Annotated in this window: 14 protein-coding genes and 2 tRNA genes; 15 read left to right on the top strand and 1 reads right to left on the bottom strand. The window is 59.5% G+C overall.

Going from position 1 to position 17,187, the window contains the following annotated elements; all coding sequences use genetic code 11:
- The first annotated feature begins 46 nt into the window (after nucleotides 1-46).
- The 8 genes from infB to MAIT1_RS20655 all read left to right on the top strand — a co-directional run bounded on the left by infB (nucleotide 47) and on the right by MAIT1_RS20655 (nucleotide 10,863).
- On the top strand, nucleotides 47-2,848 hold the full coding sequence (gene infB, locus MAIT1_RS20690; RefSeq protein ID WP_085446977.1) for a translation initiation factor IF-2: 2,802 nt from the start codon (nucleotides 47-49) through the stop codon (nucleotides 2,846-2,848).
- A 63-nt stretch (nucleotides 2,849-2,911) separates the two neighbouring features.
- Nucleotides 2,912-3,199, top strand: a complete 288-nt coding sequence (locus tag MAIT1_RS20685; protein WP_085446975.1) for a DUF503 domain-containing protein — start codon at nucleotides 2,912-2,914, stop codon at nucleotides 3,197-3,199.
- 187 nt (nucleotides 3,200-3,386) lie between these two features.
- Entirely contained in the window at nucleotides 3,387-3,773 is a 387-nt protein-coding gene (rbfA, locus tag MAIT1_RS20680; RefSeq protein ID WP_085446974.1) for a 30S ribosome-binding factor RbfA, read from the top strand.
- Entirely contained in the window at nucleotides 3,773-4,720 is a 948-nt protein-coding gene (gene truB / locus MAIT1_RS20675) for a tRNA pseudouridine(55) synthase TruB (protein ID WP_085446972.1), read from the top strand. Before rbfA ends, truB begins: the two co-directional genes overlap by 1 nt.
- Nucleotides 4,721-4,776: 56 nt before the next feature.
- Entirely contained in the window at nucleotides 4,777-5,046 is a 270-nt protein-coding gene (rpsO, locus tag MAIT1_RS20670) for a 30S ribosomal protein S15 (RefSeq protein WP_085446970.1), read from the top strand.
- A 146-nt stretch (nucleotides 5,047-5,192) separates the two neighbouring features.
- Nucleotides 5,193-7,304: a polyribonucleotide nucleotidyltransferase gene (pnp, locus tag MAIT1_RS20665; protein ID WP_085446968.1), complete on the top strand. Its 2,112-nt coding sequence runs from the start codon at nucleotides 5,193-5,195 to the stop codon at nucleotides 7,302-7,304.
- A gap of 644 nt (nucleotides 7,305-7,948) precedes the next feature.
- Nucleotides 7,949-9,277: a hypothetical protein gene (locus MAIT1_RS20660; protein WP_085446967.1), complete on the top strand. Its 1,329-nt coding sequence runs from the start codon at nucleotides 7,949-7,951 to the stop codon at nucleotides 9,275-9,277.
- Nucleotides 9,278-9,876: 599 nt separating this feature from the next.
- Complete coding sequence (locus MAIT1_RS20655; RefSeq protein WP_143814991.1) at nucleotides 9,877-10,863, top strand: SEL1-like repeat protein; 987 nt, start codon at nucleotides 9,877-9,879, stop codon at nucleotides 10,861-10,863.
- A 408-nt stretch (nucleotides 10,864-11,271) separates the two neighbouring features.
- On the opposite strand, the gene argB is transcribed toward MAIT1_RS20655, so the two are convergent.
- Entirely contained in the window at nucleotides 11,272-12,156 is an 885-nt protein-coding gene (argB, locus tag MAIT1_RS20650) for an acetylglutamate kinase (protein WP_085446964.1), read from the bottom strand.
- A gap of 187 nt (nucleotides 12,157-12,343) precedes the next feature.
- On the opposite strand from argB, the gene MAIT1_RS20645 reads away from it, so the two are divergent.
- From MAIT1_RS20645 to tig, 7 genes are all read left to right on the top strand, one after another.
- Entirely contained in the window at nucleotides 12,344-13,036 is a 693-nt protein-coding gene (locus tag MAIT1_RS20645) for a TIGR04211 family SH3 domain-containing protein (RefSeq protein WP_085446962.1), read from the top strand.
- 4 nt (nucleotides 13,037-13,040) lie between these two features.
- Nucleotides 13,041-13,802 (top strand): DUF1538 domain-containing protein, encoded by a 762-nt coding sequence (locus MAIT1_RS20640; protein ID WP_085446960.1) that lies wholly within the window; start codon nucleotides 13,041-13,043, stop codon nucleotides 13,800-13,802.
- 1 nt (nucleotide 13,803) lies between these two features.
- Entirely contained in the window at nucleotides 13,804-14,574 is a 771-nt protein-coding gene (locus MAIT1_RS20635) for a DUF1538 domain-containing protein (RefSeq protein WP_085446958.1), read from the top strand.
- Between the two features lie 227 nt (nucleotides 14,575-14,801).
- On the top strand, nucleotides 14,802-15,146 hold the full coding sequence (locus MAIT1_RS20630) for a P-II family nitrogen regulator (protein WP_085446956.1): 345 nt from the start codon (nucleotides 14,802-14,804) through the stop codon (nucleotides 15,144-15,146).
- A 157-nt stretch (nucleotides 15,147-15,303) separates the two neighbouring features.
- Nucleotides 15,304-15,379: transfer RNA gene (locus MAIT1_RS20625), tRNA-His, on the top strand.
- Nucleotides 15,380-15,492: 113 nt separating this feature from the next.
- Nucleotides 15,493-15,577: transfer RNA gene (locus tag MAIT1_RS20620), tRNA-Leu, on the top strand.
- A 90-nt stretch (nucleotides 15,578-15,667) separates the two neighbouring features.
- Entirely contained in the window at nucleotides 15,668-17,005 is a 1,338-nt protein-coding gene (tig, locus tag MAIT1_RS20615) for a trigger factor (RefSeq protein ID WP_085446954.1), read from the top strand.
- The last annotated feature ends 182 nt before the right edge of the window (nucleotides 17,006-17,187 follow it).

Genomic DNA, 17,187 nt, shown 5'->3' with positions numbered 1-17,187 from the left:
TATCGACGCCACAGGATGATGTAACGGGAATTGCGGAGAAGCTGTCTTGAGCGATACCAACAATAGCGAAGGCGATAACAAACTGCGGTTGAAGGCGCCCCGCCGCATCGTGCTCAAGAAGACGGTGGAAGGCGGAACCATCAAGCAGAATTTCTCCCACGGCCGCAGTAAGAGCGTGGTGGTGGAAGTGCGTCGCAAGAAGTCGTTCGTCAACGCCGCCGCCGAGGAGGAGCAGAAGCGTAAGAGCGCCTCGGCCGATGGCGCCGGTCGCGACGCCAAGCCGCCGCCCAAGCCCAAAGAGGCGCCCAAGCAGCACATCCTCGAGCCGCTGTCGCCGGAAGAGCGCGCCAAACGTCTGCAGGCCAAGCGCGAAGCCGAAGCCCAGGCCAAGATTGAAGCCGAAGCCGCCGCCAAGCGTGAAGCCGAGGCTGCTGAGCAGGCCAAGATTGAAGCTGAAGAGACGGCCAAGCGCGAAGCTGAGGCCGCTGAGCAGGCCAAGATTGCAGCCGAAGAGGCGGCCAAGATTGAAGCCGAAGAGACGGCCAAGCGTGAAGCTGAGGAAGCCGCCAAGCGCGAAGCCGAAGCCGCCAACGCCAAGTCTGAAGAGACGGTTGAAGCCGTCTCGGAGCTACAAGCGGAGGAAGAGCCTGCGGCGCAGGAGCCGGAAGTTGCGCAAAAGCCTGCGGCGGAAGAGCCCGCTGAGGAGATGCGCGCCGAAGCGCCTGCGGCGGAAGAGCCGGAAGAGGAGATGCGCGCTGAAGAGCCGCCGCGCAACATGACCAAGGCGCAGCGCGAGGACATGGCGCGCAAGAAGACCGAAGATCTGGTCAGTAAGCGTCTGGCGCAATTGGAAGAGCTGCGTGAGCAGAAGCGTCGCGATGATCTGCGTCAAAAAGAGATCGCCGCCAACGCCACCCGCGAACGCACCGATGATGAAGGCGGACGCAGCGGCGGACGCCGCAAGAAGGGCAAACGCGGCGGCGACGACTCGGAAGATCGCACCATTCGCATGAAGGGCGGCAAGCGCGGCAGGCGCGATAAGCGCAGTTCCGAGCAGATGATGCCCACCGCGCCCATCGTGCGGGAAGTGATCATCCCCGAAACCATCACCGTGGGGGAGCTGGCCAACCGCATGGCGGTCAAGTCCTCGGAGGTGATTAAGAATCTGTTCAGCCAGGGTATGATGGTGACCATCAACCAGACCCTGGATCAGGACACCGCCACCCTGCTGGTGGAGGAGATGGGCCACAAGCCCAAGGCCGTGTCCGAAGCCGCCGCCATCGAAGAGGAGCTGGGCGCGGTGGTGGATACCGAAGAGACCTTGATGGAGCGTCCGCCCATCATCACCGTGATGGGCCACGTCGACCACGGCAAAACCTCGCTGCTGGACGCCATCCGCTCCACCGACGTCACCTCTCGCGAGCATGGCGGCATCACTCAGCACATCGGCGCCTATCAGGTGACCTTGGAGTCGGGTAAGAAGATCACCTTCCTCGACACCCCGGGCCACGCGGCGTTCACCGCCATGCGCGCCCGCGGCGCCCACATCACCGACATCGTGGTGCTGGTGGTGGCCGCCGACGACGGCGTCATGCCGCAGACCATTGAGGCGATCAGCCACGCCAAATCGGCGGGCGCGCCCATTGTGGTGGCGGTCAACAAAATGGACAAGCCCGAGGCCAACCCCGACCGGGTGATGCAGCAGCTCACCGAGTATGAGTTGGTGCCCGAGGATTGGGGCGGCGACACCATCTTCTGTAAACTGTCGGCCAAATCCGGCGACGGCGTGGCCGAACTGGAGGAGATGCTGCTGCTGCAGGCGGAGATTCTCAACCTGCGCGCCAACCCCGACAATGAACGCACCCGCGGCGTTATCGTCGAGGCCAACCTCGATCGCGGTCGTGGCGCAGTGGCCACCTGTCTGATCGAAAACGGCACCCTGCGGGTGGGCGACATCTGTGTGGTGGGCCATGAGTGGGGCCGCGTGCGTGGTCTGACCAACGACAAGGGCGATCAGGTCAGCGAAGCGCTGCCCGCCATGCCGGTGGAGATCATCGGCTTGTCCGGCGTGCCGCTGGCGGGCGATGAGCTGGTGGTGGTGCCCGATGAGCGCCGCGCTCGCGAAATCGCCGATTTCCGCGTTCGCGCCACCAAGGAAAAAGAGCAGGCCAAGATGGCCCCGGCCAAGCTGGACGATATCTTCGACCAGATCAGCCAGGGCGAAGTCACCGAGGTCAAGGTGGTGATCAAGGCCGACGTGCAGGGTTCGGTGGAAGCCGTGGCCGATGCGCTGACCAAGATCAAGCATGACGAAGTGGCGGTGAAGGTGATTCACACCGGCGTAGGCGGCATCAACGAGTCCGACGTCATGTTGGCGGTGGCCTCCGAGGCCATCGTGCTGGGCTTCAATGTGCGCGCCGACGCCAAGGGCCGCGATCTGGCCAAGCGCGAAGGCGTGGATATGCGCTTCTACAACGTCATCTATGATCTGGTGGATGACATCACCCAGGCGCTGGAAGGCCAATTGGCGCCCAAGGTGGAAGAGAAGGTGCTGGGTCACGCCCAGGTGCGCGAAGTGTTCCGCATCTCCAAAGTGGGCAACGTGGCCGGCTGCCTGGTCACCGACGGCATCATCCAAAAAGACGCCTTCGCCCGCCTGCTGCGCGACAACGTGGTGATCTACGAAGGGCCGCTGTCGGCGCTCAAACGCTTCAAGGACGACGTCAAAGAGGTCCGCGAAGGGATGGAGTGCGGCATCAGTCTGGAAAAATACAATGACATCAAAAATGATGACGTCATTGAGGTGTATATCCAGAAGGAGATCAAGCAAACCATCTCCGCTCAGTAATCCTGCGGCCCCCGCTCTTGCACAGGAGCGGGGGCGGTTGGACTCCCCGCAAAGCGACCCGTCATGACTCTGCGCATCGGCGTGCTGGAGACCTTGTTGGAGCTGCACGGCGTGCATTCGCTCAAGGCCAAGCGCGGCGTGATCAAGAGTCTCCTGCACAAGATCCGACAAACCCATCAGGCTTCCGTGGCGGAGGTTTCGCACCAGGACCTATGGGATCTGGCGGGCATTGGCGTGGTGGTGGCGGGCAATGAGCCGGCGGCGCTGCAGCGGCGTTTGCAGAAGATTCTGGATGAGATTGAAAACGATGGCCGCGTACAGGTGGCGGACTATCAGACCGAAATCCTGTAATAAAAGCGCCAACTGTATCAGTTAAGCGCTGTGTAAACTCACCGAGGTCCAGGAGGGCGTCCCTCCTGGCGGGTCACGGGCAGAGCCCGTGCGGGTCCAGGGCGGCGCCCTGGCGGGGTTTGGGGCGAAGCCCCAACATCTTCAATCTTCTCAGAGAAAATACGCACTCTCTCAGTGCCTTGACCCTATGAGCATACGCACGGAAAAAGTCGGCGCCCTGATTCATCAGGAGATTGCCAGCATGCTCAATCGCGGCGAGATCAAGGATCCGCGCATTGGTCCGCTGGTGGCGATTACCGAGGTGCGCGTGAGCCGCGATCTGCGCCACGCCCGGCTGTTTGTGGACGTCTACGGCGAGGCCGACAAAGACGAGGTGATCAAAGCCCTCACCCGCGCCGCTGGCTACATCCGCAATACGTTGGCCAAACGCTTGCAGTTGCGTCATACGCCGGAGTTGCTGTTCACCCGCGACGAAGCGGTGGAGTATGGCGCTCACATGGATCAGGTGTTGCGCGATCTGGAGATTCCCCCCGCCGAGGATGAGGAGTCCGAGGAGCCGGAGGGAACGCCCTAATGGGGCGAGCCAATAAGCGCGGACGCCCTCTGCACGGTTGGTTGGCGATTCACAAAGCGCCCGGTTTGACCGCCACCGGCGTGGTGAATCGGGTCAAGCGCATTCTAAATGCGCAGAAGGCCGGGCACGGCGGCACGTTGGACCCGTTTGCCGAAGGGCTGCTGCCGGTGGCGCTGGGGGAGGCGACCAAGACCCTGGGTCTGGTGCTGGAGGGGGATAAGGCGTATCGCTGCACGTTGGCGTTGGGCGCCGAGACCGACAGCGGCGACAACACCGGAGTGGTGATTGAGCACTCTGACAAGCGGCCCGATGAGGCGGCGTTAAAAGCGATTCTGCCGGAGTTTATTGGCGAAATAGAACAGGTTCCGCCCGCCCATTCGGCCATCCGCATCGATGGCGAACGCGCCTACAAAAAGGCGCATCGGGGCGAAACCGTGGAGATGCCCGCCCGCAGCGTGACCATTCATTCCATCGAACTGGTCGAATTTACGGGCAATGCGGCGGTCATCAACGTAGAATGCGGCAAAGGGACCTATATGCGCGCGCTGGCGCGGGATATGGGTCGCCGTTTAGGGTGCTTTGCGCATTTGACTGCGCTGCTGCGCACCCGCACTTTCGGCTTCAGCTTGGATGAAGCCGTGACGCTGGATCAACTGCAAGCCTTGGTGGATGACCAGGCCGCTGCGGGCGATGCGGCGTCGTTTGATTTTCTACTCCCCGTGGATCGGGTGCTGGACGACATCCCGGCGCTGCGATTGACGGGGGACGCTTGGCGTCGGATCAGCAATGGTCAGACAATCTGGTTGGACGATGTAAACGCGCCGGATGGCGCGGTTCGGCTGCTGGACCCGGAGGGACGCTTTGGGGCGGTGGGCGAACTCGGCGAGCGCGACCCGCAAGGGCGGCGCAAGCTGGTGAGCAAACGGCGTTTCAACCTGTTTGACTGAGCATTGAGGGACGATGCGGGCGTTTATCCATCACTCATATATGAAGGAGAATCCCGATGTCGATTTCTCAGGAACGGAAAGCGGAATTGATCAAGGAGTTTGGCGCCAAAGAGGGCGATACCGGCTCCCCCGAGGTGCAGGTGGCGATTCTGACCGAGCGCATCAATAACCTGACCGAACACTTTCGCGATCACAAAAAAGATCACCACTCCCGTCGTGGCCTGCTAAAAATGGTGGGTCAGCGTCGTCGTCTCCTGGCCTACGTGCAGAAACAGGAGAAGGGTCGCTATCTGGAGCTGATCAAGCGCTTGAACCTGCGCAAATAGTCTTCCCACATGCCGCCGGGGCCAAGGGGGCTTTGGCGGGCCAATTTTGCGGCGGCGCGCCGTTCCCGTACGTTTCTCGCAAACGCTGCGGTGAATGGCGCGCCCGCTCGCCAAAGGCAACTTTCAGCTTCGGATAAGGCATCCTAATGTTCAATATTACCCGTAAGAGCGTCGAATTCGGCCACGGGACCATCACCCTGGAGTCCGGTCGCGTGGCGCGTCAGGCCGACGGCGCGGTGGTGGTCACCTATGGCGAAACCATGGTGTTGGTCGCCGCCACCGCCGATAAAAACGTCAAACCAGGCCAGGATTTCTTCCCCCTGGGCGTGCACTATCAAGAGAAGACCTGGGCCGCTGGCCGCATCCCCGGCGGTTTCATCAAGCGCGAAACCCGCCCCTCGGAAATGGCGGTGCTGACCTCGCGTCTGATCGACCGTCCGCTGCGTCCGCTGTTCCCCAAAGGCTTCATGCACGACACCCAGGTGGTGGCCACGGTCATCTCTTATGACACCAACTACAGCGCTGACATCGCCGCCATGATCGGCGCCTCGGCGGCTCTGGCCATCTCCGGTCTGCCGTTTGAAGGCCCCATCGGCGGCGCCCGCGTGGGCTTCGTGGATGGTCAATACGTTCTCAACCCCACCCCCGAACAGATGGACGAATCGCGTCTGGACCTGGTGGTTGCGGGCACCAGCGACGCGGTGACCATGGTGGAGTCGGAAGTGGACTTCCTCACCGAAGAGGAGATGCTCGGCGCCGTGATGTTCGGCTTTGAAGCGTTCCAACCGGTGATCAAGTGCATCGAAGAGTTCGCCGCCGAGTGCGGTAAGCCCCGTTGGGATTTCCAACCGCCCAAACAGGACGAAGCGTTCATCGAAGCGGTCAAGGCCGCCTGCATGGACGACCTGCGCGCCGCCTACGCCATCACCGACAAAATGGCCCGCTATGAGGCTATCGGTAAAGTGAAGGCCGCCGCTGGCGAGAAGTTCAGCGCGTTTGAAAAAGATGGCGAGACCGTGGATCGCTCCAGCGAAGCCAAAGGTCTGTTCAAGAAGATGGAATCCGAAGTGGTGCGCGGCCAGATCCTGGCCGGCAAGCCCCGCATCGATGGCCGCGCCCTGGATCAGGTGCGCCCCATCACCACCGAAGTGGGCTGGTTGCCCCGCGTGCACGGCTCGGCGCTGTTCACCCGCGGCGAGACCCAGGCCATCAGCGCGGTGACCCTGGGCACCGGTCGTGACGAACAGATCGTCGAAACCCTCGACGGCGAGCATCGCGACAACTTCTACCTCAACTACACCTTCCCTCCGTACTGTGTGGGTGAGACCGGTCGTCTGGGCGCCCCCGGGCGTCGTGAGATCGGTCACGGCAAGTTGGCCACCCGCGCTCTGGGCGCCATCCTGCCCAGCGCCGAGGAGTTCCCCTACACCATTCGCGTGATCTCCGAGATCACCGAATCCAACGGCTCCTCCTCCATGGCCACCGTGTGCGGCTCGGTCCTCTCCATGCTGGACGCGGGCGTGCCGCTGAAGTCCTCGGTGGCGGGCATCGCCATGGGTCTGGTCAAAGAGGGCGAAAACTACGCCGTGCTGTCCGACATCCTGGGCGACGAAGATCACCTGGGCGATATGGACTTCAAGGTGGCCGGTAACGAAAACGGCATCACCGCGCTGCAGATGGACATCAAGATCACCGGCATCACCAAGGAGATCATGGCCAAGGCGCTGGATCAGGCCCGCGCCGGTCGTCTGCACATCCTCGGTGAAATGGCCAAGAGCATCACCGAGCATCGCGAGGAGATGTCTCCCTACGCGCCGCGCATCACCACCATCAAGATCAACCCCGACAAGATCCGCGACGTGATCGGTCAGGGCGGTAAGGTGATTCGCTCCATCACCGAAGAGACCGGCTGCCAAATCGACATCGAGGACGATGGCACCATTCGCATCGCCTCTTCCGATGGCGAAAGCTCGAATCAGGCGGTCACCATCATCAAGCGCATCACCGCTGATGTGGAGAAGGATCAGATCTATCACGGCAAAGTGGTGCGCATCACCGACTTTGGCGCGTTCGTCAACATTCTGCCCAACCGCGATGGCCTGGTGCACATTTCGCAGATGGCCAACCACCGCGTCACCAAGGTGACTGATATCGTCAAAGAGGGCGATATGGTGGACGTGAAGGTGCTGGATATCGACCGTCAGGGCCGTGTGAAGCTGACCATGAAAGATGTGAAAGGAGAGGGCGGCGCCGAATAATTGGCCGCGTTCTAGAGGGTTGTGACACAGCAGCGCCCATCCATTTGGATGGGCGCTGTTTTGTTTGGGAGAGGCGCCTAGTGTGTGCGTGATGGACTTGATGCTAGCGCTGACTATTGGCCGCCGACTGGTCGGCGGCGGGGTCTGGGGGCCGCTGCCCCCAGCGGGTGTGGGCGGCGCCCACGGTGTTGTCTTTGTCAGTAGTCTTTAGCCGTTTCCCCACTGAACAGAGGCGGGGCCAGCACGGAGTTAGGGGGTGGCTGGGAAGGACGAGCCAGCAAGGAGGCCGTCGGGGAAACGGCAGGTAAGCAGGCGCGAAGCGCCGTCGTCCGCAGGACGGCGAACTGCACTAAAACTCGAAGCTTGGGAAAGTCAAAAAGTGTTTGCGGGCGGGATTCAATTCAGTGACCGTCCTTAGAATTCCCACCACATGAAAATTGGTATAGAGTATCTTCTGAATTCCCATTCGCCAGAAGAACTGGAAGGCGCACTTCAAGCCTGCTGGATGGAGTCTTCGAAACTTTCAGGCTAGATGGTCGAAGCGTGCGAACGTTTGCTCAATAGAGCGGGCATGCCCTGTGGTCGTTGCAGTTGGTTGTTGTGCGTTAGTAAAATAATAAATATAATTTTAAGCGAGGTTTAAAGTGAGTAGATTTGTTGAACTTCTTAAGAGTAATCAGGCTTATAAAGAGCTTGATGATATCTACAAATACTTTATACAAATAAAAAAAGAGATAGTAGAGCAGAATGAGAAGGATGAAGTTGTCAGAATCATAAAGATTTTGCAACTTGCTAAAGGTATTTTGAAACCAAAGAATGCCGATATTCTAGATGAAACATCGCTACAGGGACTTGGTTCCAATTTTGGGCATGTTAAAAAAGCAATAAATAATTATAATGCCAGAAAAGATCTGGCTAATCTGAAATTAATAAACTCTGCGATTAGTACTCATTTCCTTCCTAGGCTAATAACTCTCACAAAATGCTTTCCCGCAGAAGAGAGAGAAAAGGATTTATTAGAAGAGTGGGCGCATGAGAATGCGGCTAAGCTTTTTGATGAGTATAGAGAAGTTGAAAATATATCTGAAGAGTTGAAATCAGATCTTGTCAATATAAAGTCTGAATTGGCATCTCTTAAGAATAATTATGATGAAATCAATGAGAAATATGAAACCATCCTTGGTGAGTGGCAAAATAGATTTACTCAAGACCAGAATGCTAAAAATGAACAGTTAGAACGTCAGCGTGAAAAAATTCTGGAGACCTATAAAAACAATTTTGATGTAACAACTCGAGAAGTGAGCGACAAAAAAGATCAAATATTATCAGATTTGAAATTAACTATTGAAAAAGAGTTTGAGGTTATTCATGCAGAGATAAGAGATAGATTGGATAAAGAGAAGCATGATTTGGAAGTAAATCTTAAGAAAAGTCAAGAAACATATGAAAGTATATTAAATCTGCATGATTTGGCGGCAGATGCAACGGTGTATGGGGGCTATAAAAAAGCCTACAAAGAGCAACAGAAAGCGGCAGATCTTTGGCGGTGGTTTGCTGTAGGATCAATTGTTGCAACCGTTATTTGGGTGATATGTGCGATTGTATTTAATGTCACAGTAAATAAATCTGGGGATGTGATTTGGTCAAAAGCCTTATTATCATTCTCATTAACACTCATTTTGCTAGGAGGAGCTGGATATGCTGGGAAACAATCATCCCTTCACAGAAACTCAGAAAGAACTATGCGTTGGTTTGCGCTAGAAACACAAGCATTTGGGCCTTTCATTGAGAAGCTTGATGAGTCAATCCAGGTTGAGCTGAAAAGGGAGTTGGCTCAACGTCTGTTTGGAATTAATATCGAAACACACGGTAGTAGTTTTGAAAGAGATGGAGAAGTAATTCACCTGGACCAATTAATGAAACAATTAGGACCAGTGCTTGATCTATTAAAAAAATATATTCCTGGGAAATGAAAGTTCAATAATGTCTATAAATTATATGTACAGTGATGGCAATCACCTGGCACTTGCTGATCTGGCTGGGGGTTAGGACAAGATTCTGCGACTGTCACGGAATTGAACCCCGCCTGCAAACACTTTTGACTTTCCCTGGCATGAAGTTCTAGTGCAGTTCGCCGTCCTGCGGACGACGGCCCTACGGGCCTGCTCACCTGCCGTATCCCCGATGGCCTTCGTGCTGGCTCCACGTCCAACCCGTCACCCACCACCTAACTGGCTCGCACTCTTTTCGCCGGGAAACGGCAAAGACTACAGACAAAGACAAACCGTGGGGCGCTGCCCCACACCCCGCTGGGGTCGCGGACCCCAGACCCCGCCGCCGACCAGTCGGCGGCTACTTGGCGGCTCTGTGCTCTCTCCTGCGCTCTGGATAGATACTCTACCAATTCTGATGAGGAATCCTGATCCCCACGGCGGTCTGTGGGCGCGATCTGGCGTTCCAGAGTTGATTTTTCCCCGTCAAACAGGGTGAAATCAAGATGCTGGCGCAGTCATTGCACGGAATTTGTTGTTGGTAACTGTTTGAACATGCAATCTTGCGATTTGGAAAGCTGATGACGTTTGCGGCTCGTTGGACATGGATACTCATGATGTTGGGGGTGCTGCTGGCCCCTCTGCTGGCCCATGGGCAGTCGCTGCATGACCTGACCCATGCCGACGCCGCCTTTGCCCGCGGCGTGCAGGCGTTCCGCGCCCAGGATTGGCCGCGCGCAGCAGCCAGTTTCGATATCGCCGCCGGACAGGGCCACCCCCAGGCGCAATTGACCCTGGGCGCCATGTACGCCACCGGACGCGGCGTCACCCGCGACCCGGTGCGCGCCCATGTGCTGTTCACCCTGGCGGAACGTCTGGCCACCCGCGATGCGCTGCGCAACAAGGCGCGCGCCAATCGTGAGGCCATCGCCAAAACCATGACTCGGGATCAACTCACCGTGGCGCAACGCCGCGCCGCCAATTGGATTCCCGATTTCGACGCCATGGATCTGGATGGCGTGCGTCTGAGCGACATGCGCGATAAGAACACGGCGCCGACTGACGCGCATGAAGAGGGGCCTCCCGCCACGCCCGCCAGAAGCAGGCCTGAGGCGGAGAACACGCCCGAGCCCATGGCGCCGGTGCACGAAGATGAGGCGCATGTTGCGGCGTTGGCTGATACGGCGGCGGATGACGGCGCTTCTTCTTATGTGGCGCAGCAGTTGGCCAAAGGGCGGGAGATGCTCAAACGCAATCGGTTGATGTGGCCAAAGGATGAGAACGCTTGGCTGCACTTCTCCAATGCGCTCAAACGCGACCCCCACAACGCCGAGGCGGTGGCGGGTCTGGAGGAGATCGCCAAGCGTTATATGGATCTGGCGGAGGAGAAGATCGCCTTGAGTCGCAAGAATCCGCACCATGCGGAGAAACACAACGCCCCGGCCAACGCCTTTTTGGGCAATGTGCGGCGGCTGAATTTGGAATCGACGCAGGCGCGTTTGGCGCGCTTGACCGAGGCGCTGCTGGAGGTGTGCGTGAGCTGCCGCAAGCAGTTCCAGCCGGAATAACCGTTACGTCGTAACGTTATGAAGCCGGAACTGCACAGAGCGGCTAATATTTGCGTGATGTAGATTCGGCTTGCGCTGACTATTGGCCGCCGACTGGTCGGCGGCGGGGTCTGGGGGCTGTGCCCCCAGCGGGTGTGGGCGGCGCCCACGGTGTGGTTGTTGATCTTGGGAGCTCGAGGGCGAAGCCCTCGATATCTTTCATTATTCAATTTTGCACAGAGCGGCTAATATTTGCGTGACGTAGATTCGGCTTGCGCTGACTATTGGCCGCCGACTGGTCGGCGGCGGGGTCTGGGGGCTGTGCCCCCAGCGGGTGTGGGCGGCGCCCACGGTGTGGTTGTTGATCTTGGGAGCTCGAGGGCGAAGCCCTCGATATCTTTCATTTCCCCCTGTGTTTCACGCCAACCATCAAATAATAACGGTGCCGATGCCGCGATCGGTAAACACCTCCAACAGCAGGGCGTGTTCGATGCGCCCGTCGATGATGTGGGCGGCGCTCACGCCGTTGTTGCGGGCGTGACGGCAGGTTTCGGTCTTGGGGATCATGCCGCCGCGAATGACGCCGGTCTTGATCAGATGGTTGATGTCGTCCACCGGGGTCTGACTGATGAGATTGCCCTCGGTGTCCAGCACGCCCGGCACGTCGGTGAGCAGAATCAACTTCTCGGCGCCCATGGCCACCGCCAGGTGACCGGCCACCGAGTCGGCGTTGATGTTGTAGGTTTCGCCCTTGGCGCCGACGCCCACCGGGGCCACCACCGGGATGATGTCGGAGGCGCGGAAGCGGTCCAGCAGAGTGGTGTCGATGCGCTCCACATCGCCGACCCAGCCCAGGTCGATGATCTCCGGCACTTTGACTTCCGGGCCGCGCCGCACATGGGTGAGTTTGCGCGCCTGGATGGTGTGGCCATCCTTGCCAGACAAGCCCGCCGCGCGGCCGCCATTGAGATTGATCAGATTGACGATGTCCTTGTTGACCTTGCCGGCCAGCACCATCTCCACCACATTGACGGTCTCTTCGTCGGTGACGCGCAGACCATCGATGAAGTGGGGTTTGAGCCCCATACGGGTCATGATCTGACCGATCTGCGGGCCGCCGCCGTGCACGATCACTGGATTGATGCCCACTTGGCGCATCAGGATGACGTCCATGGCGAAGGCGTTTTTCAGCTGATCGTCCACCATGGCGTTGCCGCCGTACTTGATCACGAAGGTCTTGCCTTCAAAACGGCGCATGTAGGGCAGGGCCTCGATCAGAACTTTGACTTTTTCCACCATCTGGGCCATGGGCATGGCGGCATCCTCACGCTATGGGTCAACAGGTCAGGGGTCAGCAGGGCAGGGATCAGAAACGAAGGGCCCGCGCGCCGCTGGTCGCGGTTGCCGGGCCCGTCTTGCTTAACTATACTGACTAGTCCGAATTTGCCAAGGGCTCGGACCGCGCGTCGGTCTGTTTCCGCCACTCGCATACGGGAATTCCATGAAGAGCTTTCGTCGTTGCTCCATTTTCCTCTCTTTTCGCGGTTTGACTCACGGCAGCGTCTGGCTTGTTGCGCTGGGCCTGTTGATGAGCGCGTCACAAGCGCAGGCGGTGACGCGGTATGTCTCCGACAAACTGCCCATCAACATGCGCACCAAGCCCTCGCCGTCATCGAAGATCATCTCGCAGCCGGTCTCCGGAGAAGCGGTGGATGTGATTCAACAGGGCAGCCGTCAGGATGGCTCGCGCGGCTGGACATTGATCAGCAACAAGCGCGGCGTGCAGGGGTGGGTGTTGAGCCGCTTTCTGATGGAGCAGCCCGCCGCGCGGGATCTGCTGGATCAGGCCCTTAAAGCGCGCGAACGCGCCGAGAACGAGCGTGATCGTCTGCTCGAAGACGTCAAGAAGCTCAAGGCCAATCTGCGCGACCAGCGTGAGCTGGAAGTGAAGCTGGCGCACATTACCAAGACTTCGCAAAACGCCCTGCGGCTGGAGCAGGAGAATCAGGCCTATAAGCGCGAAGTCAGCGATCTGACTACTCAATTGGCGCAAATCACCAGTGAAAACCGTGATTTGGAGAACAATAAGGAGGCTTTGTATTTCTCTGCCGGGGCGGGCGTCCTGGTGTTGGGGATGATCATCGGTTCGATTCTCTCGCGGCGCCGCAAGCGCCCCTATGACGCGCTGAACTGATCCCATGTCCGCACCGCTGCGCCCGTGGCTGGAGATCCTAAGCTGGTTGCGCGACGCCGCGCGGGACCTGCTGCCCATTGTCGCCGTCATCGCGGTGTTCCAACTGCTGATTCTGCGCCAGCCGTTCCCCAATCTGGTGGAGATCCTCGGCGGTCTGGCCATGGTGGTGCTGGGGCTGGCGCTGTTTGTGCGCGGCCTGGAGATGGCGCTGTTTCCCATGGGTGAAGGCATGGCCTACGCCCTGGCGCGGCGCGGCAATCTGTGGATTCTGCTGATCTTCGGTTTTCTGCTGGGGTTCGCCACCACGGTGGCGGAACCGGCCCTGATCGCGGTGGCCAAGGAGGCCGCCCAAGTCGCCGCCGACGCTGGGGCCATCGGCGCCGACAAGGCCGCCCGCGCCAGCTATGCGGCGGGACTGCGCTATTCTGTGGCGTTCTCGGTGGGCTTCGCCATCGCCCTGGGCGTGTTCCGCATCCTCATGGGCTGGCCCATCCACTACATCATCATCGGCGGCTATGTGATTGTGGTGGCGCTGACCCTCATCGCGCCGGAAGCGATCATCGGCATCGCGTTTGACTCCGGCGGCGTCACCACCTCCACCGTCACCGTGCCGCTGGTCACCGCCCTGGGGGTGGGTCTGGCCTCGGTGATCCATGGCCGCAACCCCATGATCGACGGCTTTGGCTTGATCGCCTTCGCCAGTCTGTTCCCCATGATCTTCGTCATGGGCTATGGGGTGTGGGTGTTCGGCGTGGGAGGGGGTTGAGATGGACTTGGCGCTGGAGCTGCTGCGCACTCTGCTCTCCACCATAGGCGATGTATTTCCCATCATCGCGCTGATGGGGGCGTTCCAATTCATCATCCTTAAAGAGCGCCTCAACAACCCCAAAATGGTGGCGGTGGGCCTCATCTACGTGCTGTTGGGGCTGTCGCTGTTCCTCATGGGGCTGGAGCATGCGCTGTTCCCCATCGGCAAACTGATGGCTGAACAGCTCTCCAATCCGCAGTTCGTGTTCGGTCTGGACCACACCCCGGACGCCTTCTCCTGGTCCGATTATGGTTGGGTCTATCTGTTCGCGTTTTTGATCGGCTTCTCCACCACCATCGCCGAGCCGTCGCTGCTGGCGGTGGCGATCAAGGCCAGTGAGGTGTCGCGCGGGGCGATCCAACCGCTGCCGCTGCGCATTGCGGTGGCCATCGGCGTGGCGGTGGGCATCTCCTTGGGCACATTCCGCATCGTCACCGGCACCTCCATCGTGACATACATTGTGGTGGGCTATATCGTGGTGGTGATTCAGACCATGACCGCGCCGAAGATGATTGTGCCATTGGCGTATGATTCCGGCGGCGTGACCACCTCCACGGTGACGGTGCCGCTGGTGGCGGCGCTGGGGTTGGGATTGTCGGCGACGATTCCGGGGCGCAATCCGGCCATTGACGGGTTTGGTTTGATCGCATTTGCCAGTCTGTTCCCCATGATCACGGTGATGGCGTATGCGCAGATCGCCCAGTGGCGGGCGGGACGGGCGTTAAGATAGTCTCTCCCCCCGCGCGAAACGGGAGGGGAGGCAAAGGAGTTTCCAGGTGGAAAATGCGGACATTTATGGCCGCATTTTCCGGGGTCTGGGGGCCGCGCCCCCAGCGGGGTGTGGGGCGGCGCCCCACGGTGTTGCAGTTGGGAGCTCGAGGGCGCAGCCCTCGATATCTTTCATCGTCACGCCTTTACCCCACTCAATTTTGCACTGGCCGAATTGGAGCGCTGGGCATGAAATTCAAAGTGATTGTGGTGACCTCGCGCACCGACCTAACCGACCGCATCGTCGACGCCGCCAAGGCCGCCGGGGCCACCGGGGCCACCATCATCAATGGACGCGGGGCGGGGATTCACGAAGCGCGCACCTTCTTCGGCCTGACTCTGGACGTGCAGCGCGACGTGATTCTGATGCTGCTGGAGCAGCATTTGGTGGAGCCGGTGCTGGCGGCGGCCTCGGAGGCGGGGGAGTTCGCCAAACCGGGCACCGGCATCGCGTTTGTGCTGGACGTGGAGAGCGTGGCGGGTCTGCAGAGCCAGATTCCCAAATTCCAGGAGACGCTGCAAAAAGCGGAGTAGGGGCGGGGGCGCGCTGCTTTGCCGGAGGATTTTTTTTCGGCGTGATTTTTTTCTGGCAAAACGGCGCCATTGGCGCTAGTATCCCGAATCCACTTCAGTGGCGGGTCTGAGGAGTCATTAACGCCCCCGGGCGTTGTGTTGGACAAGACCCCATGTGGCGGAGGTAGCTCAGTCGGTAGAGCCCCGGATTGTGGCTCCGGTGGTCGCGGGTTCGAACCCCGTCCTTCGCCCCATTTTTATACAGCCCACGCTCTGAATGACCACTCAGGCCGCGTGTTGCTTGGCATCAGATCCCGGCCCCAGGCCGGGTTCTTTGTATGGGGCGTCGTCGTTTGTCGACGCCTGCGCGAAAGTGGCGGAATTGGTAGACGCACCGGATTTAGGATCCGGCGCCGCAAGGCGTGGGGGTTCGAGTCCCCCCTTTCGCACCAAAACCGTCTCATCACTGCTGTAAGACCCGCCGGGCGGCAACGCTGCGGGCCTTGCCGTCATTCAGTCAACCACACCACGGAAATTCACCCATGCAAGTCACCGTCGAAGAAAAAGGCGCTTTTGATCGCGACGTGATCATCACTGTGCCCGCCGAGCAAGTCAACGCCATGCTGGACGCCGAGCTGAGCAAACTGGCCATGCAGGCCAAACTGCCCGGCTTCCGCCCCGGTCGCGTGCCGCGCAAAGTCATCGAGCAGCGCTTCGGCCACGCGGTGAAGAACGATGTGGCCGAGCGTCTGTTCCAGACCACCTATCCCCAGGCGCTCTCCGAGCAGTCCCTGCGTCCGGTGGGCATGCCCACCCTGAAGGTGGGCGACGTCACCAAAGACGCGGACTTCACCTACACCGCTTCGATCCAGATCTTCCCCACCATTGAGCCCCAGGGCTACACCGGCCTGAAGCTGACCCGCGCCAATGTGGAGATCGGCGGCGAGGACGTGGAGCGGGTGATCCAGAAGATCCAGCAGCACCACGCCGAATACCAGCCTTCCGAAGAGGCTGCGGAAATGGGCGACCAGGTGCGCATGAGCTTCTCCGGCTCGATTGACGGCGAACTGTTCCCCGGCGGTCAGGCCGACGACTACGTCCTCGACCTGGGCTCCAACCGCTTCATCCCTGGCTTTGAAGAGCAGCTGGTGGGCGTTAAAGCGGGCGAAGAGAAGGATGTGACCGTCAGCTTCCCCGCCGACTACCACAGCCAAGAGCTGGCGGGTAAGGAAGCGGTGTTCAAGTGCGGTATTAAAGAGGTCAAGAAGGCCAATATGCCGGCGGTGGACGACGAGCTGGCGAAGAAGGCGGGCATCGCCGACGGCGGTGTGGAGAAGCTGCGCGAAGAGATCGAAAAACGCCTCAAGCAGGACGCCCAGCAGACCATTCAGAACGACCTCAAACAGCAGATCATGCGCCAACTGCTGGAAGCCAACCCCGTGGATCTGCCCAGCCAGTTGGTGGAGCAGGAGATCGATGGTCTGGTGGAGGGCATGAAGGCCCAGTACAAGCAGCAGGGCATCGACCCCGATCAGCTCAACATCCCCGAAGAGGAGATGCGCGCCGAGTTCCAGGACAAGGGCCGCGAGCGCGTCACCCTGGGCCTGCTGATGGGCTCCATCACCCGCAAAGAGGAGCTGAAGGTGGACGACGCCGCCATCGAGGCGCGTCTGGACGCCCTGGTCTCCTCCTATGTGCAGGGCGAGCAGGCCGAGCAGATCAAGAAGATGTTCCGCGAAGATCCCAAGCGCATGGAAGAGATCCAAGGCGGCGCTCTGGAAGAGAAAGTGATCGACTGGCTCATCAAGCAGGCCGAAGTGAGCGACGAATCGCTCTCCTTTGAGGCGCTGATGGAGCGTCAAGAGGGTCAGTCGGCGTAATCCGCGCGCAAATTTTTTGCAAACGACGGGCATGCAAGGCCCGGCAGGGGTTGCCCCTTGCCGGGCCTTTTGCGCATCATGGGAGTCTTGGTTGAGTGCGCCCACACGACAAAATGTGGCGTTGTCATCAATTTTGTCGATTTGTCGACACCTTTTGATGACCTCTCTGTCTCAACACTGGT

The sequence above is a fragment of the Magnetofaba australis IT-1 genome, from assembly GCF_002109495.1.
Lineage (GTDB): Bacteria > Pseudomonadota > Magnetococcia > Magnetococcales > Magnetococcaceae > Magnetofaba > Magnetofaba australis.
The sequence above is the reverse complement of the archived record's forward strand: the minus strand, read 5'-3'. Positions and strand labels throughout refer to the sequence as shown.